This window comes from Aliiglaciecola sp. 3_MG-2023, from assembly GCF_030548205.1.
GTDB lineage: Bacteria > Pseudomonadota > Gammaproteobacteria > Enterobacterales > Alteromonadaceae > Aliiglaciecola.
Genome location: NZ_JAUORV010000015.1, coordinates 60,763 through 87,256, shown reverse-complemented (window position 1 = coordinate 87,256; position 26,494 = coordinate 60,763). Strand labels below are relative to the sequence as shown.

Here is a 26,494-nt window from a genome sequence, read left to right as displayed (position 1 = left end):
ATATGCAACCATCACTTATTCAAGCACTAGGCATCATAAACTGCGCTATTTTAAAACGAATAGAGGGCAAACAATTTCGGGTTATCCATTGCGATAAAGATTGGTTTTATTCTATTGCTCCTGAAGCAAAAGATAGCGAAGTTTTCGAGTTTGCCGGCAATTCAGCCTATTTGGACGACTTTTTTATTGATGCTGAAGAGTTCTGGCGAAATAGTAGTGAAGGACAAATTCACTCGGGTATTTGGTCAGAACAAACTGAAGATCAATTATTGCGTTTGGAAGCCCTGGCCGCGGTTTCAAATGGTGACTCATATTTGGTTATCAACAATTTAGAGGGGGAGTATCAAAAACAACGAAAAACCCTTCAAGCGGCTCGAGAACTACTAATTTCCAATGATAAAGTCCTCGCCCAACATGAGTATATTCATGAACGCCTCGATCAAGTGTTGCGAGAGAATCAGACGTTACAAACGCTGCAAAAACCCATAAAACGGGTGATAGAAAATGCTGATATTGGTGTGGTGATTACCGATGCACAACTAAATGTAATTATCCAAAATCCAAATTCATACAGTGTATTTGAAACATCCGACTTACCCTCTGAGGCATCACCATTTAAGAAGTTACTCGAACTGTTTAAGAATCAATGTGTCGAGTTTGAGAGAGTGATAGGAACGAGTAGTCGTTGGCATGGTGAACTATTCTGGCATAACCCGCCTTATTCAAGTAAATGGCTGAAATTAGCGTTATACCCAGTGACCGACGAAAACCAAAACCTACAACATTGGATATTTATATTCAGCGATGTCAGTCGTGTTAAATATTTACTCCAAAGAAATGAAAAATTAAATCTGTACGATAATGTCACTAACTTGCCCAATCGCCAATTTTTCTGGCAAAAACTAGAATACCAAATTGAAAAAGCCAAACCATTTTTCATAGTGTACTTGGATGTAAAACATTTCAAACAAATCAACGAGCTACACGGCCATCAGGCGGGCGATCAGATATTAGTCACCCTAGCTGAGCGGATACAGCAATGTATCAGTACAAAGGATTTGTGTGCACGAGTAGGTGGCAATGAATTCGGCATCATATTAACCGATTGTAAAGAGCAAAATGATTGTGTTGAAGTTGCCAATCGTCTAATTGAATCCATTCAACCGCCGTTTTACACAGCTTCCAAACAAAAGGTTCAGATCGGCCTCAATCTAGGTGCTGCGCATTTTCCAAGTGACGCCTCAAATTCCGAGGATTTAATGAAGTTTGCTGATTTAGCCATGTTTTCAGCGAAAAAAGAAGATAAAAGTAAATTGTGCTTTTATTCAATAGAACTCAAAGAGGCTTCCCAATACCGACTTGAATTAGAAAGCGCTTTGAAAGATGCCATCAGTAAAAACCAGTTTGAACTTTTCCTACAGCCAATAGTTGATTTGAATACTGGGCAGGTTGCCAAAGCAGAGGCGTTAATCAGATGGCGTCTAGCCGATGGTAATCTTACTAGCCCCGACAAATTTATCCCCATAGCTGAACAAACGGGATTAATTGTCCCTATTGGTAAATGGGTAATTAGTCGGGCAACGGAAATGCTCAAAGTGATTATGCAATATGAGCCTGAATTGAAAATTTCGGTAAATTTATCTCCTAGACAAGTGGCAGATAGGCATTTATTCGATTTTGTAACCCAAGCGATTGATCACAGTGGAGTGCCAGCTAAGAATTTAGAGCTAGAATTAACTGAAGGCGTGTTAATCGATAACTATGACAAAGTAAAACTCTTACTTGATCAGGTAAGAAACATTGGTATTTCCACCTCAATCGATGATTTTGGCACTGGCTATAGCTCACTGTCATATTTACAAAAACTGCCAATTGATAACCTTAAAATAGACCGATCATTCATTATCGACCTAGAGCAGAACGAAAATGACAAAGCTATCATATTAGCAGTGATAGCTATGGCCCATAGTTTAAAGTTAGGGGTAGTAGCCGAAGGGGTTGAAAACCAATACCAAGCAGACTTTTTATTAGACAACAGATGCACCGTAGCTCAAGGGTATTTGTTTAGCCGACCATTACCATTTGATGAATTTTGTGAGCTACTCATTGCCAAGAAACACGCTAATAAAAACTAGTTAATTTGTAGTGGCGTTTATCTGTTTCAGATACTTTCTAAGAAGGTGCGAGCTAGCCTAACAGTAACAAAGAGCGAAGAGCAGAATGGCAAAACAAGCGCAGTATGTCATCCCGTTATTGTTCCAGCGACCGAGAGGAGCAAGTTTAGAGCCTTGTTAGGTGCCGGTTGACCATTTTTCGGTAAACTTGATGAGTTCTTGAAAATACTAATTTAGCTTTTTGTGGTGCCGAGTCTGAAAAGCTATGAGTGGCCCCATCTATTTCATGGTAAATAAACTCATGATTTATTTCTGTTAATTCCGCTACAAACTCACGGCTCATATCCACAGGCACTAATGGGTCTAGGCTGCCAAAGAGCTAGCGACTACTGAAGTTTTTTATCTCTGTGAGAAGGAACCCTATTTTCTGTTCATTTTCATCTGCCTAAACTCTTAAAGCGTATAACCCCTGTTAAGATAGACAGCTAAACAAAATGGAAAGGCTTCACTGTCACTCAATTCACCGATAAGCTTTATCTGCGAGCATTATCAAGTGCTTCTCAAACTTTTTCACCATGTCACTTTGACAATCAAGCTCCCGAATCGCTGTTTCTAAACCGGCCAAAATTAAGCCCGTTTTCTCCAGTCCAAAATAACTATCCATAAAGTCGGCAATTTCGCCGATCGCAGCACCACAAATTTTGTCACACAAGGCGTGAAATTCAGGATTCACTCGGTACTTTGTGCCTAGTTGGATCCCCCCAACAGAACCAGCATAATTCCCATAAAGATCTTCATAATCAAGAACTTCAGTTGTTACGCGGGTATCATAAAGCTTAGTGCCTTTGCGAAAGCAGGCGGCAGTGCGGTCACCAGTAAGTTTAGTCGGGGTTGTCGCCCAAAGACTATAGTTGTAAATATATTTACCCGCCAGAAAAACAGGAAGCCGTAACCTAAAGTCGGTTTTATTCGCACCTGGAATACCCGCCTGCAAAAGGTAGCTTGTAAACTGTTTCAGGGCTGGGGTGCCCGCACTTCGCGCGTACTCCTCCTCCAGTTGTTGGTCAATGCGTTTCAACACTGCGGTATCGTTACGATAAATGGCATCTAAATACACCCCGCCCAACATTGAACAGTAGGGTGATGAAGTACAGGTCCCAAACACACGCTCGTTTATTCTTAGCGTTGCATACTCTTTTGCTTTTTGGCTCATGTGGTGCGCTTTGAGGCTCATGCCAGCACGGGGCGCCAGATGGAATGTCATTCTTTCCCATGCTGCTAATGAGCCTTCTTTATAAAAGTGAACTTGAATTGCTGAGGCTCGCTTACAGCTTTTTCGCACCAAAGGCAGAATTTCTTTGGCGACAAAACCCTCAAAGCCAATTTTATCTTTCCCTTCGTAATTCGCAGTTACCCACTCATCTCTGTTTTTGACAGACGTGTTAAACACGGCATCAATGTGCGCAAAGCCGCTATAGCAAAAAGGGTCATGGTGAGGATACAAATTGAAGGGCCCGATATTGCCAAGCAACCTGTTGACACGATCTAACTGCGGCTGAGGCGTCAAGGCTAATATTGCCTCAGCTGGCATCGAGGCCTTAGCTTGGCTATATGGCTTGTATTCGTATCGTGTGACTTGGCCATCTCGATACCTGAAAATAAAAAAATCCCAATTCTGGTAACCAAATTTGGGAGACCAATTCATCATCTCTAAGCGAATATCGTAATTCGTCTGAAAGCCAGTAACCTGCCCGCAAATATTTTCAATAACAGGTATCAGTTTTTGTTCTACAAATGTTTCATAATTTGGCGTGAAAAGCGTAGCACGCTCAGCAGGGCTAAGCTTATGTTCCGCTCGTAACCTAACGTACTTTGGGAATTCGTGCTTCCGCTGCAACGTGCACCACGACTGTAAGCTGCCATTGTCATCTGGCATAATTTTTAATTTATCAGTCTGATAAAGCACATGATCAACGGCTTTTTCTTGAGCCAGCGCAGCGTTGGTGAACAGACCAAACACTATCAAGATTGCGCTAAAACAATATTGCAACGCTTTGCATTCATTTAATTTCAAATCACCGCCCCCCGAAGAACAAAAGGCTAAACCCATTGAAAGCTGCGCCTTTTGAGTGATTAAAGATTATTAAATTCACATTTAGAACAAACCAAACAAGTAGAAAGAGCTTATACTTAGACGAAAAGTATAGCACAGGGAAGCATAGATAGGCTTATGTCAGCCCTGTAACCTCAGCTAAACGCTCAGGTAACATTACCATCTTATACCCACCATAATGTTCTTTAGCAAACGCCTCCGCATTTGAGCAGATAGCAGACTACCAAGCTGTTTAATACCTTTTTAAGACTCTAGCTTCCGAAAGGTAAGATACTGTTGCTTAAGACCAAGTTACAAGAGCTACCCTTAGCTTAGGAAGGAAGGATAAATCACTCATAAACCCTCTTTGGCGCTTAATACTTAAATATGGACGACAAACTGGCTGGCTATAATGGCGAAGCCGCCAGCCTGTTTGTGTCCCAGCGCGCCTATGGGTAACAAAATTTTTTTGTTCGCCGCCACTTACTAGTAATGGTAACGACACGAGATAACCGTAATTGCTGTATCATCCACGGCGTATACCAAACGATTGGTATCATCTATTCTGCGAGACCAGAAGTCTGATAGGTTTTCTTTAAGGGCTTCCGGCTTGCCAATTCCATCAAATGGAGAACGCTGGACATCGGTAATTAGTTTATTGATACGTTTCAAAGTTTTCTTGTCTTGAGTCTGCCAATAAACGTAACTATTGCAGGCCTCATCAGTCCATGACAATAACCTGTTACTCATCAATAAGTTCACGCTGAGTCGTTTTTCCCGCTTTAAACTGCGCAATTGAACGATTTAAGTGTTCAGCGTTCGCTGGCGAACGAAGCAAATGAACAGTTTCCATAAGACTGTTGTAGTAATCCAATGACATCACAACAGCATCTTCAGAGTCACGACGAGTGATTACAGTGGTATCGGCATCGTTAATTACATTGTCTAGCACGTTTTTTAGACTATTTCGGGCTTCGGTAAAAGAGACGATTCTCATTTTGCACCTCACTTGTACATTATATAGTACAAGTCTAGCTTGCAAATGAGCACATGAACAGAATGTTGTGCAGAACTTCGTCGTGGCAGTTAACGCCAAGCTAAGCCGCCGGAACGGAGTTGATTGTTTTATGCGAGCACAGCGCAAAAGCACACTAGTACCTATTGACTAACCGGAGGCTCATATGTGTTAGCACTTTGCTTAAGTTAAACATTGAACATTCTCTTGTAGCGTTGTTGGAGTGCTATCTCACCACCTTCCATAATTTCACATACATTCTTCCTAACATTTACTTCTTGCAATGCGCCAGATGCGACTGGATTTATTTGGCCTCGATCTTCTAGCGCAATAACATACTCTGAATCACCGTTTACTACGATATTAGGGTTGTGAGTGACGACAATTATTTGTCTGTCTGCTTTGTTCTCATGCAATTTCGAAACGATCAAGCTTGTAATCAAGCCATTATCAAGGTCATCTTCTGGCTGATCTAACACGAGCGGTTCAGTTCCATAAGATAATAAAAATGACAAAATAGCCGAGGCTTTTTGTCCAGCCGAACCTTGTGAAACATCCTTAAATCTATTGCCGTCATTAAATTTTATGGACAATTTATCCTCAGGAAACCAAGTATTTATTTGATCAAAGCTTTGGGGCTGCAAGTTAGCCATGAATTCAGAAAACCGTTTTCCAATCTTAGTTCCTTGGATTTCACCAGACCTAAAGTTAAACACCTGAGACTTGAAGTCATGAATTTTAGATAGCCAAGGCTCTAGGTTGTTTGAATTGCCAGAGCTTGTTGTAGCCAATAATTCCTTGTTTAAACCATAAAGGAAGCCACATTCGCGATCTAAATCAAAAATATCAGCTGTAAAAGCGTTATCAGAACGCCCAATGACACCTCTAAATGATTCTTCCATATGGTCTATATCTGAAAAAGGATCTAAATCAACTTTAATGGACGAGTTTCCGGACAAGTGTTGCTTTAAGAATTCTAAACGATTTACTGATAATTTTTTCCTGCATTCTATAATTTCATGATATGCAGAATTGATTAAAGAATCCACCTCGCCTATCTGAGAGGTTACCAACTCCATTGCTTTTAGTGATTTATTAATGGTATCCCGCTCATCAATTAGTCTTGCATAATCAGAGGGGTTATCAATTCCTTCGCTACGCAACCTTTCAATCAACTCTTCGTATTTTTTAATAACCTCAAGATGAGACTTATTGAAGTCAGACTCAATATACCAGCCTCTAAACTTTGTTAATTCATTCCCAAGTGAAGCCACTGCTTGCGCAATAGACTCTTTAAAAGATTGTGCTGCCCTATTCAAGTTTTGTAACTTGGTAAGAACTTCTGATTCACTTGCCGACTGCGTATCAAATGCAATGTCATCTATTGTAGGAATCGCAGATGCGTTGGATATTGACTCAATTTGGTTCTTCAGATTTTCAATACCAATTTCATATTGCGAAACATTCGTTCGCTTTTCACTATATGCTTGATAGTTTTTAAGGATGTCCGTGTGACCAGAGTTCTCTATTGTTTTTATCTTCTGCTCAACATCAGAAAGCTGTCCTAACAACACACTTTTATTTGCTAATTTTGATTGAAGCTCCCTTTTTTGACTGCACAATGTTTGAAAATGGGAGTGTTTTTCAGACCAATCCATCTTCCATTGCTGGTAACCAACAGTGGAAGACTCATCGATAAGACGCAGAAGCGTATTAGGGTTTTTAGCTAAGTCGAATATCTGCTTTTGACTAAATATCTTTATTGGGAAGCGAGAATGTGCTTCACCCTCTTCGGGAATCCATTGCTGACCATCATAACGAGAAATTGAAACGTGGTTGCTTGTACTAGTCCACTTCAGGAGGTAATGAGTTTCATCTCGCGAATAGACACAACTGATTTTCGTATTATCAAGCATTACTCCTTCCGAATCTCTAGATGCAGATATTTTAGTAAAACTCTCGAAAGATCTACGAATTTCATTGTCGCGATCCAGTACATCAAAGTCTTTCGCTCTGTCCATACCTAATCGTATAAATTCAAGGACGGACGACTTTCCGCTACCACGACCTCCAATGATAGAATTCAACCAAGGGTTGAATTCCACTTTCAAAGGAGTCGAACGCCCTGCATATTTAGCATTTTCAATAGTCACAGAATGTAACAGTGTGTTGGAAGAAGTATTTGGATCTGTTGTTTCATTATCTGAACGAATTATGGAAGATGAACCATCAACTAAAGCCAGTTTAAGTCCTTCTATCGAAGGTGTAGACATTTTCACCCAAGTATAAGCCCTCCCTATATCATTAGGGTGATGGGCGTCAGAGCCAATTATTGATGGTAAGTCGACATTTAAATTTATGTATCTTGATAAAGGGGCATCATTTCGCTCTTGATCAGGGAAAATTATTTCAACGGCATTTGCATGTTTGCAGACTTGTCCTATTGTGTGAGAAGAGTGCTGCTGACAAAGCCCTGCCTTCATATCAATATGAGCTGGTATGGCAACGCCACCAGCTGATATGACTTCTTTTATTACATTCTCAGCACTTTCCTCGGCTACTGAATCACTATCTCCTTTTGTCCCACGAAACTTTGATGCTCCAATAACAGCACTAATATCTGCGGAAGTGGCACAAGGGTCAAAAATACCCAGAATATGTATGTTTGAGTTGGCTGTAACCTCAACACCAGGAAAGACGAAAATTGAATAACCTTCTGCTCTTAAGTTTTCTGCCGCATCTTTAAGATTATCAATCCAGTCGCCAGTATTGTGATCTGTAACTGCTACACACTCTATGCCCTTGTTGATATAGTCCAGCAGCCAATCTTTAGCGGTCTTCGATGCCTTTAAACTACTATCTTTTTTTCCATAATCAAAAGAAGCTGGTGTGTGTGTATGAAAATCGAACTTCCACCATCTTGCCCCGACGAAACTCATTATTTACATCCTTATGCTCGAATTACCCAAGAGAGTGCTAACGCTTTGCTAAGCGGAAAATAATGGTTGGCTATAATTGCGAAGCGATGGCCAGTTGTTATTTTTCCGTTTAAGCAATTTGTTACACATTCTTTTCGCCTGACTCTGTTTCTTTTGCATTAACTTCATCAAGAATTGAAAAACCTGTTTTTTGAAAGTGAATTGCCGTTAAAAATAAAACTAGACCAATCACGATATATGGACCAATCCTATCACCTTGTAAATATTGACCAGCATCACTTTTTGCAAGATAAGTTATAGGAACAGCTAAAACACCCCAAACAATTTTCTCACTTAAAGAGATCATTAGGTTCGCATGTTTTTCATTTGCGGCTTTAGATTTATATTTTGAATACGGCATGTGTGCTAATTCCTCCATGAATGTATAACAGTATTAATAACCCGCAAAAAACTGTGTGCCAACACAGCCTTTTACCGTGTATAAATTTTACCTATTTTAATCATAAAATGAAGCTTAAAACAAGATTTAGGTTTTTTCAGATAACCACTTTTCCCTTTGTGAGAATGCCGCAATTACAGGTTAACTTGCAAATATAAGGCGTTGAAGTTAAGACAGTTTATAGGTGGGGCGGTAACATTGATTGACTCAAAGCTTGAATGCCTGTAATTAGCACATCAGAAGCCTCTTAGTGTTAGCCAATGTCTTATAAGAAAAGTGCCAGTTTGAGTTTATATGAATTCAGTTAATATTTTACTGAGGATTATCACAGACTGGATTAGCTTTAACTAAACGCTTGTAAGCCAGTTTGCGCACGCCCCAAAATCAATGCATGGACATCGTGTGTGCCTTCGTAGGTGTTAACCGCTTCTAGGTTCATAACATGACGAATTACATGGAATTCATCAGAAATACCATTGCCACCATGCATATCGCGCGCAGCTCGAGCAATATCTAACCCTTTGCCACAAGAATTACGCTTAATCAAAGAGATCGCCTCTGGTGCCAGTGCGTCTGCATCCATTAGTCTTCCAGCTTGCAAACAGGCCATCAACCCTAACGCAATTTCGGTCTGCATATCTGCTAATTTCTTTTGAATCAATTGAGTGGCTGCAAGTGGTCGAGAGAACTGCTGACGGTCTAAACAGTATTGTCTCGCTGCGTGCCAACAAAACTCTGCTGCCCCCATTGCTCCCCAAGCTATGCCAAAGCGAGCCTTGTTTAAACAGCCAAATGGACCCTTTAAGCCCGAAACATTTGGCAGCATATTTTCTTCTGGTACAAAGACGTTATCCATCGCCACTTCGCCGGTAATGGATGCCCTAAGAGAAAACTTCCCTTCAATTTTAGGGGCCGATAATCCTGCCATTCCTTTTTCTAAAATGAAGCCTCGTATCACACCATCTAATTTAGCCCAAATCACAAATACATGGGCTACAGGTGAATTTGTGATCCACATTTTGCTGCCATTTAAAACGTATCCACCGGATGCTTTTTTAGCATGGGTTCTCATGCTCGCGGGATCAGAACCTGAATCAGGCTCAGTCAGGCCGAAACAACCAATCCATTCACCAGTCGCTAGTTTAGGTAGGTATTTTTGACGCTGTTGTTCACTGCCGTAAGTATAAATAGGATGCATTACCAATGATGATTGGACACTCATGGCACTTCGATAGCCGCTATCTACTCTCTCAACTTCCCGAGCAATTAAACCGTAGGAAACGTAGTTGACATTGGAACAACCGTATTGTTCAGGAAGCGTCGCGCCCAACAAGCCTAACTCTCCCATTTTCTTCATTATATCGGTATCAAAGTATTCATTTCGATTGGCATGCAAAATCCCAGGCATCAGCTTTTGTTGGCAAAACTGATGAACAGAATCTCGCAATATTCGTTCGTCTTCATTCAACAAAGAATCTAAGTCTAAAGGGTCTTGCCAATTGAATGTTTTCATTTTGATTATCCCAACTTGAATTTAGCTTGTTAATTCTGCCATTTGCATAGAGACAACTTTACTGCCGTCTTCTGACTGCAAACTACCTACCTGACAAAACCCGAAGGAATGATGGAAATGTGCTGAAGCAAAATTGACTGGCTTTAAGTTATATTCACAGCAGATGGAAGAAAAACCTTGCTCCTTTGCGGCACGGAATAAATCGTTATACAGATCTTTTCCCAGACCTCTTCCCTGCAAAGAAGAATCAACGACGATACGGTCAACATAAACAAAATTCTTATAGCGTTGGTCAAACCATTGGTAGTTTTCACTGGCATAATCCGCTTCAGGTGCCATGGCAAGTAAAAAACCAACGATGGAAGTGGTCGACGTTTGATGATCATGCTGTTCTATTACTCGATGATAACAGCTAAGTTCATCCAGTTGCTGTATACGCGGTAAATCCATAGGACTGGTAAAGTGAACAAACTTATCATTTAATCGTTTGATTGCCGAAAAATCTTCCTCGAGGGCATCTCTAAATTGGAATTCCAACATAATTCGGATTATCTCCAAAAGACGAATTTAGTCATAAAAAAAAGCGCCCTAAGGCGCTTTGTAAATTATACGAGTTTAGTTTTTGCTACCAGAGATATTTTTCATATATTTGAAGAAATCACTATCAGGTTCAACAACTAATACATCTTGTTTGCTATCGAAACTAGCTCTGTAAGCATCCATACTTCTTAGGAATGCATAAAACTCAGGGCTTTTCGAATAGGTCTCAGCATAAATTTGAGCGGCTTGGGCTTCACCTTCACCTTTAATCTTACGTAGGTTCCGTTCTGCGTCTGCCAGCATAACCGTCACTTTAGCATCAATTGTTGCCTTAATGATTTCGGCTTGCTCTCTACCTTCTGAGCGGTGCTCTTTTGCCACAGCTTCTCGCTCTGCTCTCATTCGTTGGAAAATAGAATTACTCACTTCAGGTGGTAGATTAATTTGTTTAACTCTTACATCAACAATCTCAATACCAAGCTCATCCGAACTAGTTGACGCTTGCTTCATGGCTTCATCCATCAATTCTGAGCGCTCACCAGATACGATTTGAGAAATAGTACGAGTACCAAATTCAGAGCGCAAACCATTATTAACTTTTTGTTTTAATAGTGATTCTGCTTGTAATTTGTTAGCACCAGTTGACAAGTAGTAAGTTGCAAAATCTTTAATCCGCCACTTTACATAAGAATCAACGATTAAGTCTTTTTTCTCTGAAGTAACAAAACGTCCAGCAGGATCATCCAGCGTTTGAATTCTGGCATCGAGCTTAACAACGCGGTCAATCAATGGAATTTTAAAATGCAAACCGGGTGAAAAGACAACAGTTTCACCTGAAGCATCTCGCTCAACTTTTCCGAATTGAATTTTAATTGCTTTTTCGCCTTCAGGCACAACAAACAATGAAAGAAAAACTGCGATGATAACGAGTACTACGACTCCAATACTTAGATTTTTCATTATCAATTTCTCCCTGTTCTAGTTCGATCACTACGTAACGTTGTGCTCGGAGTGGAATTACTACTTTGCGAAGAGGAAATACTATTTTGTTGTAGTCCTTCAAGCGTACTGCGAGAGTTCTCTTTAGGTGCTTGACTATTTTGGCTCTCTAGAATTTTATCTAAAGGCAAATACATCATATTGCCACTTCCCTCATTATCTATCATGATCTTAGTAGTGTTTTGATACACCTGTTCCATTGTTTCAAGATAGATACGCTGACGGGTAACTTCAGGTGCCGCATTGTATTGAGGTAATAACTCTTCAAAACGTGCGATTTCACCGCGCGCTTCTAAAGTAACACGCTCTTTATAAGCCTGTGCTTCTTCTGCCATTCTATTCACTTGACCACGGGCGCGAGGCTCGATTTCACGAGAATAAGCTTCTGCTTCGCGGATGAAACGCTGTTCATCTTCTTGTGCAGCAATAGCATCATCAAAAGCCGCTCTCACCGCATCTGGTGGACGAGCATCTTTAAAGTTAATGTCGACAATTGAAATACCCATATCATAAGGATTAATAATGCCTTCTAACTCTTGCCAAACTTGTTGACGGGCTGATTCACGACCGCGGGTTAACACATCGTCCATTTTTGAATGTCCGACCACGTAACGAATGGCACTATTTAACGCCTGACTAAGGCTTTGTTCTGGGTTAGTTACCGCAAAGCTATATTTGAAAGGCTCTACGATTCGATATTGAACTTCCATTTCAACGCTAACCACGTTTTCATCTTCTGTGAGCATGCTGCCCTCTGAAGACATCGACTTAATAGATTGCACGTCAATTGGAATGACTTCATCTACGAATGTTGGTTTCCAACGTAAACCAGGCTCTACGAATTGACTGAACTCACCAAAACGTAATACCACACCACGTTCTGCTTCACGAATAGTGTAGAAACCGCTAATAAACCAAACGACAACTAGCAAAACTGCGATCACAGTTAAGCCAACTCCACCTAAGCTTTTACCGCCAGATGAGCCGTCACCGCCGCCACCTTTGCTGAATTTACCAAACAAATTTTTGAATATATCATCCAAATCAGGCGGGCCTTGATCACGTCCCCCCTTATTTTTCCAAGGGTCGTTATTCTTTCCACCGGGCTCATTCCAAGCCATCATCACTCTCCGTTAGGTTAAGTCTAAATCTACGCAACCCCGATACTACCATCAGAAGTTAACTTAATTTGCATATACTAATGCTTTACTACCAAACTGGATAAGTCTATCTCTGATCTTTTTTCCAATCGGTTCCAATCACTGGTTGGCATTCTGACATCCACCAGCCAATCGCCGTCCTCTGCATACGATTCTGCAGCGATACAGTTCATTCCAAATAATGCGCCTCGAAGTTTACCTTCTTTAGGCGGAATGCGTAATGTAAATTGCACTATGCTTTGCGATAAACATTCAGTGAGGGCATTAAATAATAAATCAATGCCCTGATCTTGTTGAGCAGAAATCCAGACTCGAATGGGAATTCCTTCATCATTGCGGTCTATATGGGGTTCAACCCCTTCCATTCTGTCAATTTTGTTGCAAATCATTAGCTGTTGAATATCAGATGCATCAATTTCTTCCAAAACATCGTTCACTTGATCAATATTGTCTAAATATTGGTCATCTGAATAATCTACAACATGCAATAATAAGTCTGCTTCTTGAGTTTCTTGCAAGGTTGCCTTAAACGCCGCCACTAAATCATGTGGTAAGTGCCGGATAAATCCAACTGTATCAGCCAATATAGCGTTACCAACATCTTGTAACTGAATTTTTCGCAAGGTTGGATCTAGTGTGGCGAACAATTGATCTGCCGCATAGACTCCCGCATCAGTAATAGTATTAAACAAAGTCGATTTACCCGCATTGGTATATCCCACCAGCGAGAGCGTTGGCATTTCCGCGCGTTTACGAGCTCTGCGGCCTTGTTCACGTTGTTTTTGTACTTTGGCTAAGCGACGTTGAATACTCTTAATTCTGACTCGCAAAAGTCGTCTATCGGTTTCCAGCTGAGTTTCACCGGGACCGCGTAGGCCAATTCCACCTTTTTGACGTTCCAAGTGAGTCCAACCTCGAATTAATCGAGTTGAAATATGCCGAAGTTGCGCTAACTCTACTTGTAATTTACCTTCGTGAGTACGGGCTCGTTGCGCAAAAATGTCTAAAATCAGACCGGTACGATCTAACACGCGACATTTGCACAATGCTTCCAAATTTCTTTCTTGAGAAGGCGATAGAGGGTGATTAAAAATAACGACATCTGCGTTATTGGTACGCACAGCATTAGCAATCTCTTCAGCTTTGCCACTACCCGTAAAGTATTTGGGATGAGGTGCTTGCCGTGAAGCGGTTATCACTTCAACTGCATTAACACCGGCAGATGACACTAGCATTTGTAACTCTTGCAGATCTTCTTTGCTAGAATCATCAGAAAAATCAATATGAACTAAAACAGCCTGCTCGCCTGCTTCGTAACGGTCAAACAAGCTTTTCTCCTATAAGGTTTTATTCACCGTTATCAGAGTCAGGTTGTGCGCCGGTTGACATATTAATGGCCCGAGAAGGCACAACAGTTGAAATGGCATGCTTGTATACCATCTGACTAACAGTGTTTTTTAACAGAATCACGAACTGGTCAAACGATTCCACTTGACCTTGTAACTTGATTCCATTGACTAAATAAATTGAGACAGGAATACGCTCCTTTCTTAACGCATTCAAAAACGGGTCTTGTAAAGATTGCCCCTTTGCCATCACTATTCCTTATCCTTTTCTTTTTATTATGATTTTCACCTGATATACAAATTATACAGTAAAACATGGGGCTGTATAGCTGCCTATTAGGGTACAGTATTGCTGACATTCAATATGGTAGTCAAATTGTCTTTTTCAATACCATCTAAAAAAGTTATATTTTTCCAGCTTCTTAGCCAGGTTATTTGTCTTTTTGCCAATTGACGCGTTGCCGCCACACCTTTAAATACCATTTCCTCGTGATTATAGTCACCATCGAGATACTGCCACATTTGACGGTAACCCACACACCGCATGGAAGGCAAATCTAGATGTAAATCTCCGCGACGCTTAAGATCTTCGACTTCTTGTTGAAAGCCTTTATCAAGCATAACATTAAATCGTTTTTCTATACGCTCATGGAGTATACCCCGATCACTGGGCATGATGGCAAATTCTTTTACCGAATAAGGGAGGCTACCGGATTTTTCCGCAGTTAACTCCGTCATCGTCTTTCCGCTCAATACGAATACTTCTAAAGCCCTTAACAAACGCTGAGGATCATTTGGATGTATACGTTTAGCTGAAATTGGGTCGATTTGTTCTAACCTGTTATGCAGCTCTTGCCAACCATGGGTATTCGCCTCGTTTTGCAGATGCTCCCGGATTTCCTCACTGGCAGCCGGCAACGTTGATAAGCCATCTACTAGACTTTTAAAATACATCATAGTTCCACCAACTAACAAAGGAACTTTGCCAGCTTCGGTAACTGCGTGCATCGCATTGAGTGCATCATGTCTAAAATTGGCCACTGAATAGGATTCTTTCGGATCGAGGATATCAATGAGATGGTGGGGAACTTGAGATAATTCTTCAGCGCTGGGTTTAGCCGTACCTATATCCATGTCTCGATAAATTAAGGCAGAATCAACACTAATGATTTCGCAAGGTAGCCTTTTGCTTATTTCTAATGCCAAATCAGTCTTACCAGAGGCAGTTGGCCCCATTAAAAAAATCGCTGGCGGTAAGTTCTCAGTATGTTTTTTATTCATCAAATTGTGACAACCAATGGTTTAATGGAATTATTGTAGCGCAAGATTTAAGAATTTCCGTGGCATTGGCCTGTTTGTGTAACCATTCAAAAAGGTCGTTAAAATTATGACTGTTTGAGTTCAAGTTTTTGATTTGATAGTCAGCCACAGCCGAGTAAAAACAATCAGGTAAAGAGGCAGTCGTACTTTCTTGAGCGGAACCTTCCTTTGCGTCGATGTGGGGTGTGTTTCCCTTTTGTTTATGGCTTGCATTAAGTGCATCAAAAAAACTAAGTAAAACACTTGCCCAATCTAAGGCTCTTGTGCCCGAAGGAACTTGCTTTAACAACAGACGCTGATTGACTAGCGAAAGATCAATACCTAACTGTTTAATTTGCGTTAATAATTCGTCGTCTATGGTTAATTGAACCTGCTCTAAAGTAAGGGAAATGGGCATGAGAAGCGGTTGCATCACCGGCGGCGTAAACTCGGCATCGGCCTTGAGTTTTTTAGCCGCTAAGTCTGGTGCCTTGCACAAATAAAAGACCTCTCCCCATTCAATCAGTAAGCGATTATCAGCAACCAGCAAATGCCTAGGCAAATTGGCCGATGACTGCTGCTTAGCTTGCGCCGTCATTAGGCTACCATAGTGCTTTGCTGCCGATTTCGAATGTGGCGCTGGCGCACTATAGTTAAAGGCTTTGGGCGTTCGATTTACGCCATGCTCCTGAACTTCCGCCCGTTGTTGGGATGATGTCTGATTATGGGATGACGAATCAACTGCGCTACTCAAGGGGCGAATATATTGGTGGGTCGGAGCCACCTCTTCCAAGGTTGTATGGGTGACTTGCGTCAGGGTCTCTTCATTTTGGGTATTGTCATTACAATCTGTAAAGGATTCACTCAGTGATTTAGATACTGAACGAAATATAAGATCGTGGACAAGCCGCGATTGATGAAACCTCACCTCATGTTTAGCCGGGTGAACATTCACATCCACTTGGGTAGGATCTAAGGTCAAGAAAAGCACGAAAGCGGGGTGAGTATTGGGTTCAATTAACCCTTCATAGGCTTGGCGTATGGCATGGTTAATGAGCTTGTCTTTCATTACCCGCCCATTCACATAAACGTACTGTAAATCATTTTGCGCTCTGCTCGCACCGGCCGCACTCAACCAGCCTTTGAGACAAATTCCTGCATATTCACTGTCGATAGGGATGGCGTGATCAGCAAAATCACTACCACACACAGCTGAAATCCGTTTGAGTGCAGATTGCCCCTCTTTGATTGCAGGATATTTCCTGACCGTTTTACCATTGTGTTTAAGACTCAAAGCCACATCAAATCGACTCAGCGCAATACGTCGTATTACCTCATCAATATGCGTAAATTCGGTTTTTTCGGCCCGTAAAAATTTACGTCTCGCGGGCGTGTTGAAAAACAAGTCGAGGACTTCAATACTAGTACCTTTGGGGTGAGCGGCGGGTTGCAGAGTCACTTTCATTTCGCGGCCTTCAGCACAGGCTTGCCACGCCTGGGATTGGCTTTCTGGCTTGGACGTTAGGGTTAATCGCGATACCGAGCTAATACTTGCTAAAGCTTCGCCGCGAAAACCTAGGCTGCAAATATTTTCTAAATCATCTAGTTTGGAAATTTTACTGGTTGCATGCCGACTTAACGCCAATTCTAGTTCTTGCTGGGGAATGCCTTTACCATTGTCACGGATTAAAATTCCCTTGTGGCCACCTCTATCGATCTCAATTTCAATACTAGTTGCCCCTGCATCTAAGCAGTTCTCTACTAATTCTTTAACCACGGAAGCTGGACGTTCTACTACCTCACCAGCGGCAATTTGGTTGGCAAGTTGTGGGGATAGAATTTGAATAGACACAGATAACCTTTAAAATTTGGAGAGCGGGAAAAACGCGTTTATTTACGTGCTTGGAATGGTGAGTACCTGACCGATTCTCACCGTATCATTGCGCATATTATTTGCTTCTTTTATGGCGCTAATGCGCACTTTGTAGCGTTGCGCCAATAATGACAAGGATTCGCCACTTCTAACTTTGTGAGTGCGTTTTTCAGAGCGCGCATTGCTAGCCCATAGAGTACCATCGGGTGGCAGTTTTCTGAAATGTTGTTTAATGGCAGAAAAAACCGAGCTCGCAAGCTTTTGACGATGCTGGCTCCAATTTAAGTTCTTTTCTTCTTTAGGATTGGAAATAAATCCTATTTCCACCAGAATTGAAGGAATATCAGGCGAAGTTAACACCGCTAAACTTGCCGCTTGAGGCAGTTTTTTGTGCAGGCTTGTAACTTGTTTTAATTCAGATATGACCATTTTGCTAATGTCGTAACTGGTTGTTAATGAGTGATCCATCGACATATCTAACAATGCTTGGGCGAGATAACGTTCGCTTGCGGTATCTTGTATGACTTCTGCCGCCCCACCTAACAATTCGGAGTGTCGCTCGGTTCGTTCCATCCAGCGACCTAACACTGAATTTGCCCTGCCCATTGATAAAACCCAAACAGAGGCCCCTTTAGGCTGTGGTGTGGTGAATGCATCAGCATGAATGGAAACAAATAGATCCGCTTTATTTTTACGCGCAATATCTGGTCGCGCATTTGGCGAAATATAATAGTCGCCGGTGCGTGTCAACACAGCTCGCAGGCCAGACTCCCCATTAATGAGCTGAGCCAATCGTTTGCTTACGCTTAGGGTAATATTTTTTTCGTATGTACCCGCCCGACCAATGGAACCAGGATCTTCTCCGCCGTGGCCAGCATCGATTGCAATAATAATATCGCGATCACGAGTCGAGCTTTCTGAGCTCATTACAACTTGTTGCGAACCTTCAGACTGATCACTTAAATCTATCACCAAACGATTTTTGTAAGGTGCTGTTGGCGGTAATGCAAAGATTTCTGTATTTAATTTTCGCTTGAGTTCCAAAACAACCCGTACTGACGACGCCTCTTTAGGCGTGCTATATCGTACTTTTTTGACTAAATCTGATGACTTGGCCAGATTAGCAAGATCGATATTGCCCTTGGTATTTGCTAAGTCGATAACTAAGCGTTCAGGGTTGGAAAGGGTGAAATAAGAATATTCTGGTGGTTTAGTGAGATCTAACACCACACGCGTGTTATCAGGAGAGGGCCACATTCTAAGTGCTTCGATTGCATTTTGTGCTAAACACAAATGACTGACAAGCAGCATAAAAATGCCGCTCAATAATTGAATTATCAGTCTAGATACACTTTTCATCATTATTATTTTTGTAATATCTCAACAATCTTTTGCCCGACATCTGACTGGGACTCTAAGTGGATGCGCCTTCCACCTGCTTCAAATTCTATACTAATCTCTAAATCAGCTGTTGCCAATAGACCAGCGCCTTTATCAGGCCATTCGATCAAACAAATACAATCATCTGCAAAATAATCTCGAATTCCCATGTACTCGAGTTCTTCAGGATCGGCTAACCGATACAAATCAAAATGAAAAACTCGCCAAGGTGACACTTCATAGGGCTCAACAATTGTATAGGTGGGACTTTTTACATTTCCCTTGTGTCCCAGTCCATGCAAAAAGCCGCGACTAAAAGACGTTTTTCCAGCCCCAAGATCCCCGGTTAAATAGATAACTAAGTGACCGGTGGTGAGTTGTGCAATTTGTTTAGCAATACTGAGTGTAGCTGCCTCGTCTGGCAAAAACTGGGTATATTTCATTTTCTGTTTACTAGTTGCCTTAAATAATCAAATAAATCACTGGCAATCATACCACGTTGCCCAAAGTTATCTGCCACTAAATCAGCCGCCGCAGAATGAATGCAGACCCCAAATAAACTAGCCTCATCCGCCGTCATTCCTTGTGCCGCTAGTGAACCTAACACTCCCGACAGCACATCGCCCATACCAGCCGTGGACATTCCAGGGTTTCCATTTGCACAAACATAAGTGCCTTGTTGACTGTGCACAATACTGCCTGCGCCTTTTAGAATACAATTGCCGCCATAACGTTCAACCAGCTTTGTTGCCGCTCCATAGCGGTCGTTTTCTATCTTTTCCACATCTGTATTTAACAACCTTGCAGCTTCTGCGCTGTGAGGGGACATAATCAAATAAGATAGTTGTAGAGCATGCAATTGATGACTCAGCAAATTTAAACCATCAGCGTCAATTATCAATGGCTTATGATGATGAATGAGGTAGCTAAATAATTGATTAAAGGTTTCTTGGCTCCATGAGGTTTGACCTAATCCTGGCCCAAAAACGATACAATCTGCCCACTCTAACAATTGCGCTAAATTTTCACTACTGGCCATTATCTCCGGCCGGCCTTGGACAATGGATGAGGTGGAATTGGCGTGGCAATAGACTTTTACCAGCCCGACTCCGGTGCGCAAAGCAGCTTCGGAAGTCATACGAATAGCTCCCGCCATGCCATTGTTTCCGCCGATGCAAAGCAGTTTGCCATTATTCCCTTTGTGGCTGTGCAAGGCTCGCGGCGCTAAAGGAGCAAAATCTGCGTATTCAATCAAGCGCCCTTGCGCTTCCATTAACTGGCCAAAAGTTTCGCCAATATTGAGCGGTTTGAAAATTAAATTGCCACTTTTTTGTTTGCCGTTTCCGGTCACCAGCCCCGTCTTTAAACCAACAAAAGAAATCGTGGTGTCTGCATTAATACTAGCCCCCAGTGATGCGCCAGTATTGGCGTCCAGACCCGAAGGAATATCGATGGATAGAATATGTGCGCTAGATTGGTTTATCCGCTGAATAACAGACTGATAAGCGGAGGTTACAGTGCCTTTCAAGCCCGTACCTAATAAACCATCCACGATGAGTTCAAAATGCTCGGTGTCGACCAGCCGTATGTCAGCAACTTCTCCGCCACTGGCTAACCAACTTTGCTGCGCCAACAAAGCGTCTCCGGATAATGGTCGCGCGGGATCAATAGATGCAAGGGTAATGGTATAACCATCGGCTAACAATAAACTCGCAGCAACATAGCCGTCACCACCATTGTTGCCGGTTCCCACCGCAATTAGAATATTGGTCTGATGATCAAAGTGTGTTTGAATCCAATCAAAAAGTGTTTCTCCAGCAACTTGCATTACGTCGTAAAGGGGAATCGACAACTGTTTAGCTGCTTCCACTTCCCCTTCTCTTACGCACTGCGCTGTGTAGAGATTTTGTGATAACCTTTGTTCTAACAATTCTGCTTTTAAGGAACGCTGTGACACAATTATCCCCCCATTTTCTGAATACTTTAGCCAAAAATATCAAGGAGTGGGGCAAAGCGCTAGGTTTTCAACAAGTGGGAATTGCAGATACCGATTTATCACAACATCAAGCCCACCTGGAAAGCTGGCTAGATAAGGGCTTCAACGGTGACATGCAGTTTTTTCAACGAAACCAGGAAAAACGCGCAGATCCCGCGAAGTTACTGGAAGGTACTTTGCGTTTAATCAGTGTTCGCATGGATTACTTGCCACCAGATGCAAGCTTTGCAAAAGATTTAAAGCGCTCTAAAACCGCATATATAAGCCGCTATGCCGTAGGGCGGGATTACCATAAACTGGTGCGCAATCGCCTGAAAAAATTGGGTGAAAAAATCCAGCAACAATTTGTCGATTTAGAGTTTCGTCCATTTGTAGACTCCGCGCCTGTGTTAGAGCATGCAGTTGCTGAAAAGGCTGGAATTGGCTGGACAGGAAAACACTCGCTAACCATTAATAAAGAAGCAGGCTCATGGTTTTTCTTAGGGGAATTATTCGTCAATATTCCATTGCCCGTCGATCAACCTGTGGAACAAAATTGTGGTAGTTGCACTGCCTGCCTAACCATTTGCCCTACCCAAGCCATAGTAGAACCTTATGTTGTTGATGCTAGACGATGCATTTCATATTTAACCATTGAGTATGACGGTGTTATTCCAGAGCACTTTCGAACGGCTATGGGCAACCGTATTTATGGCTGTGATGATTGTCAGTTAATTTGTCCGTGGAATCGTTATGCCCAGTTAACCCAAGAACAAGACTTTCATGGTCGCAAAACGATTAAGGGAGAAGACTTAGTCAGATTGTTTTTATGGGACGAAGCTGAGTTTCTGGCCAACACTGAAGGCTCGGCTATCCGTCGAATTGGCTTTCAAAAATGGCAACGAAATTTAGCCATCGCCATGGGCAATGCTGAATTCGACCCCGCTATTTTAGAAAAACTAAAAGAAAGGTTAACCAGTAGTAGTGAAATGGTGGCCGAGCACATTCAATGGGCTATTGACCAACAACTTGAACGCAAACAAAGCTTACCTGACCCAACCCAAACCACCTTAAGACTGAAACAACGCTTAATCAGAAGTGTAGAAAAAGGCCTGCCAAGGGACGCATGATCTCAGTATTGGAGCTTATTTATTTAAGAAAATATGGAAGTAAGTTTTGCCATCTTGGGTGGTCGTTGTGGATGATGTTCCAACATACTCCCACCAATCCGAATCCCGCATGGCAGAAAAAACCTTAGACCAATTTTGATGTTCACCGGCATATTCGCCTATCATCTGACAACGCGTAGGGTCGCAGTCAAGGCGGTGTAAGGTAATTAAGTCTGCTTGTTGATGTAACATTAGAAAGTCACTGATTTGGTTTTGTGACCTTAAGTCCGCGTCATTTGCAGAGTAATTTTGTTCAAACTCCGCTTCGTTTGCTAACTTTTGTTGTCGAGATAGTTTTGAATGTTGAAACGCGTCACCTAACTCTGCGAGATGTTGAGCTTGCTGTTTTGGATCATTTCCATTTTCCGGGCTATCACTTTCATGGTTTACAATCTGTATCTCAACATTTTCAGATTGAGTGGGCTTAGAGTGAACAGAATTAAGCTCGTTTAATGAAGGTTGGATACTCCCCTCGTCCACTTCAATATGCACTTCTTTGCTTAATATAGCTTGTTGCTGCTGATCACCGCTATTTTCAGCCTGAAGAGTGCCTAACCAATATCCAATACTGAATATTGATAATGCACTCAAGGATAAAAATAACGGCTTTCTCATTATTTTGATGTCTGGTGATATGGCTTACTGAATTTATGTACGGCTTCCACGAAAACTCCGGCGTTTTCCGGTGGCACATCTAGATGTATACCGTGACCAAGATTAAACACATGGCCAGTGCCTTCGCCATAACCTGCCAATATAGTTTGCACTTCTTCTTCAATACGAGGTGCAGAAGCATACAGAATTGACGGGTCCATATTACCTTGTAGGGCAACCTTATCTCCTACCCGACGTTTAGCATCGGCAATATCAATGGTCCAATCGAGCCCAACGCCATCACACCCAGTGTCAGCAATCTTCTCGATCCAAGCTCCACCATTTTTAGTAAACAACGTAACGGGAATACGCTGCCCTTCATACTCTCGGATTAAACCATCTACAATTTTGTGCATATATTGGAGTGAAAACAATTGGTAATCTCGTGGCGTAAGAACGCCTCCCCAAGTATCAAACACCATTACCGATTGTGCGCCCGCTTTGATTTGAGCGTTAAGATACAAAATTACCGAATCAGCAAGTTTATCTAGCAACAAATGTAATGATTTAGGATCCGCAAAGGCCATTTTCTTGATCTTGGTGAAAGCCTTGCTCGAACCGCCTTCAACCATATAAGTGGCTAATGTCCAAGGACTGCCAGAGAAGCCGATTAAAGGTACCTCACCTTTTAAATTACGTCGAATCGTTCGTACAGCATTCATTACGTAAGCTAACTCATCTTCCGGATCGGGGATGGGTAAGGCCTCAATTTCAGAATAACTGGTCAATGGACGTTCAAATTTAGGCCCTTCTCCCGTTTCGAAATACAAACCTAAGCCCATGGCATCTGGAATCGTTAATATATCGGAAAATAAAATAGCGGCATCTAAGTCAAAACGTCGTAGCGGCTGCAAAGTGACTTCACAGGCCAATTCTGCATTTTTACACAGTGACATGAAATCACCGGCCTCAGCACGAGTCGCTTTATATTCAGGTAAATAGCGTCCTGCTTGTCGCATCATCCATACTGGAGTGACATCGACGGGTTGACGAAGCAAAGCGCGTAAATAGCGATCGTTTTTTAACTGCATGATTTATCCGTAGTATAAAGGAGTTAATTAATACCGACTGTCATTTATAATTAGCCGGTGAATAACCCATTGAATTTAAAATTGCGGCATAGTTTAGTAAAAAAGTGGTCTGGAGGGTATATTTATCGGTTTTTAGTTCACTAATTTACTTTTTATAACATGTTTTCGAAAAAACACCTTGATTTATGTTATCTTGTTTTGCTATAAAATAATGGCTTTACAACATATAAATACAAAGAAGCTCGTTTAACGGGACCTCTACGCTAAACATTACAACCCTGCTCCAGCAGGGTTTTTTATTGTCTTAAGTTTAGTTTTCTTGTTGTGCTATCAGCCGTAAGGTCTCTTCAATTAGTTGGCCAGCAATCGATATTTTCGGTGGTATAATGGGTAAATTGCTCGGTTCATACCAATGGGCTTCAATAATTTCATCACCATCAACCTCTATCTCGCCACTTTCGTGTTCGGCTAAATATCCCATCATCAAAGAATGAGGAAATGGCCATGGTTGACTACCAAAATATTCAAGATTTTTTATTTTAACCCCCACTTCCTCAAAGACTTCTCGATGCACTGCTTGCTCGAGGCTTTCGCCACTTTCCACAAACCCAGCCAAGGTAGAAAACATCTTCCGATCTCGGTGTGCCCTGCCTTGTGCTAATAAAATCTTGTTGCCTTTACGAATCGCAACAATAATGCATGGGGAAACACGAGGATAGCAGCGATGATTACAATTGAAGCATTGGGTAGCCATTTCCCATTTCACTTGCTGCATGGCGCTACCGCATTGTCCGCAGTAGCGATGAGTTCGTCGAAATAAAATCCATTGCCAAGCACGGGCGACAGTCTGAAACAAGGGGAAATTATCACTTAAGTATACACCGCGTAAGCTAATGGTTTCATACTCATCAATACTTAGCTGTTCATTGCCCACATCAACGGCTAAACAAGGAATGCCATCAAATTCACCTAATGAAATGATTTGATCATCATAATGGTGAATCATCGCCAGATCTTGCCAGCTTGCTTTAAGCAATTCCTGCTGTTCCTTATTTGCGACAATCCTGTCCCCCATAAAAATGATCCACTGAACTTCAGTATTAACGCCGATTTCTTTTATATTTATTAGCATAAGTCACACACATGTCGTCTATAAGAGACACCAAAACAAGGTATTAAGTACCACTATTTGAGGTCAGATTGATTAAATTAGCTTAACACGATTTATCGTCATTCTTGAAAGTCCGATGTTACTATTGATCTACGTCAATAGACTAAAGCATAGTTTAGTTAAACTAACGGTGATGATATACTGCGATCATTATAAAAAGCACTCTTTTGAGGATTTGCAATGCTGACCAAAGTCGAACTCGCCAAACAGAAATGGAGTGGCTACCACAAATCTGTTGATATCTGGCTGCAAGAGCGACAAAAGCTATTGGTTCAGTATTGTCAATTAGCTGGGTTACCTCCTTTTGAAAAGGCCTCTTCTGGTTTGCCGGAGTTGAGTGAAATAAGATTGTTTTGTGAAACCTTAGTAGACTATGTTTCGACCGGTCATTTTGAGGTTTATGATAAACTGGCATCGGATCCTAAACAAAATACAGATGACCAGAGACTTGAAAAATCAGTTTTTCCTCGCATATCTGAAACAACAGAAGAAGCGCTAGCCTTTAACGATTTATTTGCAGAAATTAATTCAGATAAAGGTTTGGCTAATTTTGACCAAAAACTTTCGTTATTGGGTCAACAACTTGAAGCACGATTTGAATTGGAAGATCAGTTGCTTCATTCTCTGAGTAATCAGAGTTAATAAGGAAATATTTAGCAATAATGAACATCGATTCGCAATTATCTAGAGCTAAAGAATACTGTGAAGGAAAAGGAGCTCGATTCACAAACCTAAGAGAAAAGGTATATGAATTGCTGTTGAATAAAAGCAGTTCAGTGGGCGCATACGAATTGTTAGACGAATTAAAAGTCACGGAAAGTGGTGCTAAGCCAGCCACGGTCTATCGTACTTTAGACTTCTTACTCGAGTTTGGGCTTGTACATAGATTGGAGTCTACTAATGCCTTCGTTGCCTGTCATCATTTTGATTGTAGCCATCCTGTCCAGTTTTTAATTTGTGACAATTGTGGTTTAGTGAAAGAAATACAATCTGAAGGTTTAAAAGAGACCTTAGATAAACAAGCTAACTCTGTTGGATTTAAAGTCAGCAAACAAACAATTGAGGCACATGGCACCTGCGCCCTTTGTCAATAATTATCCGCTCATGTCTGTTTGGTTGTTTCGAAGAGATATCGGTTATATTTGAATAAATAGCTTGGGTGATTAAAAGACATAAGCATTTTAATCACTGATTTAATCGTGCAAAAAGGCAAGAATAACAAATTAAGTTAACAAAGTTTCAACTTAGGCTTTGAAAGTGAGGCAATCTGGCGGTAAAATCGCGCGGGAAATGCAAAGGCGGGGTTTGCTAAAACATTTTAATCTATATTTTGATAACTAGTGTCGCAATGTGGATACAGAAAAGAATAACAATAAGAGTTAAAGCAAGAGGTTTTCATTTAATCACCAATGAAGTTCTCGAACAACTTCCTGAAATTAGAGAATTGTCTGTTGGTATGCTGAATCTATTTATTCAACATACCAGTGCGAGCTTAACCATTAATGAAAATGCTGACCCTACAGTAAGAATTGATCTAGAAACTCAAATAAATCGTATGATTCCTGAAGGTCCGGAACATTACTTGCATAACATTGAAGGTGACGATGATATGCCAGCACATATTAAAGCGAGTATTTTTGGTAACAATTTAAATATTCCAATTGGCGCTGGCAGGCTAGAAATGGGAACTTGGCAAGGGATATACTTAGGTGAGCATAGAGATCATGGGACACCAAGAGTTATAGTGGCAACACTTCAAGGACTCGATAACAACGTGTAAAAACT

Annotated in this window: 24 protein-coding genes; 5 read left to right on the top strand and 19 right to left on the bottom strand. The window is 41.5% G+C overall.

Annotation, left to right across the window (positions count from 1 at the left end):
* Positions 1-2: 2 nt before the first annotated feature.
* Positions 3-2,135 carry a bifunctional diguanylate cyclase/phosphodiesterase gene (locus Q4574_RS16405; RefSeq protein WP_303475413.1) on the top strand — a complete coding sequence of 711 codons (2,133 nt, stop codon included), beginning with the start codon at positions 3-5 and terminating at the stop codon, positions 2,133-2,135.
* 499 nt (positions 2,136-2,634) lie between these two features.
* Here the strand turns inward: Q4574_RS16405 and Q4574_RS16400 are convergent, their stop codons facing one another.
* The 16 genes from Q4574_RS16400 to Q4574_RS16325 form a co-directional block, all read right to left on the bottom strand.
* A complete protein-coding gene (locus tag Q4574_RS16400; RefSeq protein WP_303475411.1) occupies positions 2,635-4,188 on the bottom strand; it encodes a hypothetical protein in 1,554 nt (517 codons plus the stop codon).
* A gap of 504 nt (positions 4,189-4,692) precedes the next feature.
* Positions 4,693-4,956, bottom strand: coding sequence for a Txe/YoeB family addiction module toxin (locus Q4574_RS16395; protein ID WP_303475410.1), 264 nt, complete (start codon positions 4,954-4,956; stop codon positions 4,693-4,695).
* Positions 4,949-5,203 (bottom strand): type II toxin-antitoxin system Phd/YefM family antitoxin, encoded by a 255-nt coding sequence (locus tag Q4574_RS16390; RefSeq protein ID WP_303475408.1) that lies wholly within the window; start codon positions 5,201-5,203, stop codon positions 4,949-4,951. The genes Q4574_RS16395 and Q4574_RS16390 overlap by 8 nt, the downstream gene beginning before the upstream one ends.
* 206 nt (positions 5,204-5,409) lie before the next feature.
* A complete protein-coding gene (locus Q4574_RS16385) occupies positions 5,410-8,160 on the bottom strand; it encodes a TrlF family AAA-like ATPase (protein WP_303475406.1) in 2,751 nt (916 codons plus the stop codon).
* Between the two features lie 121 nt (positions 8,161-8,281).
* A complete protein-coding gene (locus Q4574_RS16380) occupies positions 8,282-8,560 on the bottom strand; it encodes a hypothetical protein (RefSeq protein WP_303475404.1) in 279 nt (92 codons plus the stop codon).
* A gap of 382 nt (positions 8,561-8,942) precedes the next feature.
* On the bottom strand, positions 8,943-10,112 hold the full coding sequence (locus Q4574_RS16375; protein WP_303475402.1) for an acyl-CoA dehydrogenase: 1,170 nt from the start codon (positions 10,110-10,112) through the stop codon (positions 8,943-8,945).
* A gap of 21 nt (positions 10,113-10,133) precedes the next feature.
* Entirely contained in the window at positions 10,134-10,652 is a 519-nt protein-coding gene (locus Q4574_RS16370; RefSeq protein WP_303475400.1) for a GNAT family N-acetyltransferase, read from the bottom strand.
* 75 nt (positions 10,653-10,727) lie between these two features.
* Positions 10,728-11,612 carry a protease modulator HflC gene (gene hflC / locus Q4574_RS16365; protein ID WP_303475399.1) on the bottom strand — a complete coding sequence of 295 codons (885 nt, stop codon included), beginning with the start codon at positions 11,610-11,612 and terminating at the stop codon, positions 10,728-10,730.
* 2 nt (positions 11,613-11,614) lie between these two features.
* Positions 11,615-12,772, bottom strand: coding sequence for an FtsH protease activity modulator HflK (gene hflK, locus Q4574_RS16360; protein WP_216049835.1), 1,158 nt, complete (start codon positions 12,770-12,772; stop codon positions 11,615-11,617).
* Positions 12,773-12,849: 77 nt separating this feature from the next.
* A complete protein-coding gene (gene hflX, locus Q4574_RS16355; RefSeq protein ID WP_303475398.1) occupies positions 12,850-14,139 on the bottom strand; it encodes a ribosome rescue GTPase HflX in 1,290 nt (429 codons plus the stop codon).
* 19 nt (positions 14,140-14,158) lie between these two features.
* Positions 14,159-14,407, bottom strand: a complete 249-nt coding sequence (gene hfq / locus Q4574_RS16350; RefSeq protein ID WP_008843456.1) for an RNA chaperone Hfq — start codon at positions 14,405-14,407, stop codon at positions 14,159-14,161.
* Positions 14,408-14,493: 86 nt separating this feature from the next.
* Complete coding sequence (gene miaA / locus Q4574_RS16345; protein WP_303475396.1) at positions 14,494-15,438, bottom strand: tRNA (adenosine(37)-N6)-dimethylallyltransferase MiaA; 945 nt, start codon at positions 15,436-15,438, stop codon at positions 14,494-14,496.
* The gene (gene mutL, locus Q4574_RS16340; RefSeq protein WP_303475394.1) at positions 15,431-17,308 is read right to left on the bottom strand and encodes a DNA mismatch repair endonuclease MutL; all 1,878 of its coding nucleotides are present in this window, start codon (positions 17,306-17,308) and stop codon (positions 15,431-15,433) included. Before mutL ends, miaA begins: the two co-directional genes overlap by 8 nt.
* 42 nt (positions 17,309-17,350) lie before the next feature.
* A complete protein-coding gene (locus Q4574_RS16335; protein WP_303475392.1) occupies positions 17,351-18,640 on the bottom strand; it encodes an N-acetylmuramoyl-L-alanine amidase in 1,290 nt (429 codons plus the stop codon).
* 53 nt (positions 18,641-18,693) lie between these two features.
* Entirely contained in the window at positions 18,694-19,152 is a 459-nt protein-coding gene (gene tsaE, locus Q4574_RS16330) for a tRNA (adenosine(37)-N6)-threonylcarbamoyltransferase complex ATPase subunit type 1 TsaE (protein ID WP_303475391.1), read from the bottom strand.
* Positions 19,149-20,666, bottom strand: coding sequence for an NAD(P)H-hydrate dehydratase (locus Q4574_RS16325; RefSeq protein WP_303475389.1), 1,518 nt, complete (start codon positions 20,664-20,666; stop codon positions 19,149-19,151). Before Q4574_RS16325 ends, tsaE begins: the two co-directional genes overlap by 4 nt.
* On the opposite strand from Q4574_RS16325, the gene queG reads away from it, so the two are divergent.
* Positions 20,660-21,814, top strand: a complete 1,155-nt coding sequence (gene queG, locus Q4574_RS16320; protein WP_303475387.1) for a tRNA epoxyqueuosine(34) reductase QueG — start codon at positions 20,660-20,662, stop codon at positions 21,812-21,814. The two genes, Q4574_RS16325 and queG, sit on opposite strands and share 7 nt — an antisense overlap.
* A gap of 15 nt (positions 21,815-21,829) precedes the next feature.
* Here queG and Q4574_RS16315 read toward each other — a convergent pair whose 3' ends face one another.
* The 3 genes from Q4574_RS16315 to nudC form a co-directional block, all read right to left on the bottom strand.
* Positions 21,830-22,468: a hypothetical protein gene (locus Q4574_RS16315; protein ID WP_303475385.1), complete on the bottom strand. Its 639-nt coding sequence runs from the start codon at positions 22,466-22,468 to the stop codon at positions 21,830-21,832.
* Positions 22,468-23,541 (bottom strand): uroporphyrinogen decarboxylase, encoded by a 1,074-nt coding sequence (hemE, locus tag Q4574_RS16310; protein WP_303475526.1) that lies wholly within the window; start codon positions 23,539-23,541, stop codon positions 22,468-22,470. Before hemE ends, Q4574_RS16315 begins: the two co-directional genes overlap by 1 nt.
* Before the next feature lie 307 nt (positions 23,542-23,848).
* Positions 23,849-24,670 carry an NAD(+) diphosphatase gene (gene nudC / locus Q4574_RS16305; protein WP_303475384.1) on the bottom strand — a complete coding sequence of 274 codons (822 nt, stop codon included), beginning with the start codon at positions 24,668-24,670 and terminating at the stop codon, positions 23,849-23,851.
* A 219-nt stretch (positions 24,671-24,889) separates the two neighbouring features.
* On the opposite strand from nudC, the gene rsd reads away from it, so the two are divergent.
* From rsd to Q4574_RS16290, 3 genes are all read left to right on the top strand, one after another.
* Positions 24,890-25,351, top strand: coding sequence for a sigma D regulator (rsd, locus tag Q4574_RS16300; RefSeq protein ID WP_303475383.1), 462 nt, complete (start codon positions 24,890-24,892; stop codon positions 25,349-25,351).
* Positions 25,352-25,371: 20 nt separating this feature from the next.
* Entirely contained in the window at positions 25,372-25,803 is a 432-nt protein-coding gene (locus Q4574_RS16295; protein ID WP_303475382.1) for a transcriptional repressor, read from the top strand.
* A gap of 254 nt (positions 25,804-26,057) precedes the next feature.
* Complete coding sequence (locus Q4574_RS16290) at positions 26,058-26,489, top strand: secondary thiamine-phosphate synthase enzyme YjbQ (RefSeq protein ID WP_303475380.1); 432 nt, start codon at positions 26,058-26,060, stop codon at positions 26,487-26,489.
* The last annotated feature ends 5 nt before the right edge of the window (positions 26,490-26,494 follow it).

What these genes read in the sequence shown, in the direction of transcription:
- tsaE (WP_303475391.1), bottom strand. Translation starts at nt 19,152, where the DNA reads ATGAAATATACCCAGTTTTTGCCAGACGAGGCAGCTACACTCAGTATT.
- Q4574_RS16335 (WP_303475392.1), bottom strand. Translation starts at nt 18,640, where the DNA reads ATGCTGCTTGTCAGTCATTTGTGTTTAGCACAAAATGCAATCGAAGCA.
- Q4574_RS16370 (WP_303475400.1), bottom strand. Translation starts at nt 10,652, where the DNA reads ATGTTGGAATTCCAATTTAGAGATGCCCTCGAGGAAGATTTTTCGGCA.
- rsd (WP_303475383.1), top strand. Translation starts at nt 24,890, where the DNA reads ATGCTGACCAAAGTCGAACTCGCCAAACAGAAATGGAGTGGCTACCAC.
- Q4574_RS16380 (WP_303475404.1), bottom strand. Translation starts at nt 8,560, where the DNA reads ATGCCGTATTCAAAATATAAATCTAAAGCCGCAAATGAAAAACATGCG.
- hflK (WP_216049835.1), bottom strand. Translation starts at nt 12,772, where the DNA reads ATGGCTTGGAATGAGCCCGGTGGAAAGAATAACGACCCTTGGAAAAAT.
- miaA (WP_303475396.1), bottom strand. Translation starts at nt 15,438, where the DNA reads ATGAATAAAAAACATACTGAGAACTTACCGCCAGCGATTTTTTTAATG.
- Q4574_RS16290 (WP_303475380.1), top strand. Translation starts at nt 26,058, where the DNA reads ATGTGGATACAGAAAAGAATAACAATAAGAGTTAAAGCAAGAGGTTTT.
- Q4574_RS16295 (WP_303475382.1), top strand. Translation starts at nt 25,372, where the DNA reads ATGAACATCGATTCGCAATTATCTAGAGCTAAAGAATACTGTGAAGGA.
- hfq (WP_008843456.1), bottom strand. Translation starts at nt 14,407, where the DNA reads ATGGCAAAGGGGCAATCTTTACAAGACCCGTTTTTGAATGCGTTAAGA.
- Q4574_RS16375 (WP_303475402.1), bottom strand. Translation starts at nt 10,112, where the DNA reads ATGAAAACATTCAATTGGCAAGACCCTTTAGACTTAGATTCTTTGTTG.
- nudC (WP_303475384.1), bottom strand. Translation starts at nt 24,670, where the DNA reads ATGCTAATAAATATAAAAGAAATCGGCGTTAATACTGAAGTTCAGTGG.
- Q4574_RS16315 (WP_303475385.1), bottom strand. Translation starts at nt 22,468, where the DNA reads ATGAGAAAGCCGTTATTTTTATCCTTGAGTGCATTATCAATATTCAGT.
- hflC (WP_303475399.1), bottom strand. Translation starts at nt 11,612, where the DNA reads ATGAAAAATCTAAGTATTGGAGTCGTAGTACTCGTTATCATCGCAGTT.
- Q4574_RS16395 (WP_303475410.1), bottom strand. Translation starts at nt 4,956, where the DNA reads ATGAGTAACAGGTTATTGTCATGGACTGATGAGGCCTGCAATAGTTAC.
- Q4574_RS16405 (WP_303475413.1), top strand. Translation starts at nt 3, where the DNA reads ATGCAACCATCACTTATTCAAGCACTAGGCATCATAAACTGCGCTATT.
- Q4574_RS16385 (WP_303475406.1), bottom strand. Translation starts at nt 8,160, where the DNA reads ATGAGTTTCGTCGGGGCAAGATGGTGGAAGTTCGATTTTCATACACAC.
- Q4574_RS16390 (WP_303475408.1), bottom strand. Translation starts at nt 5,203, where the DNA reads ATGAGAATCGTCTCTTTTACCGAAGCCCGAAATAGTCTAAAAAACGTG.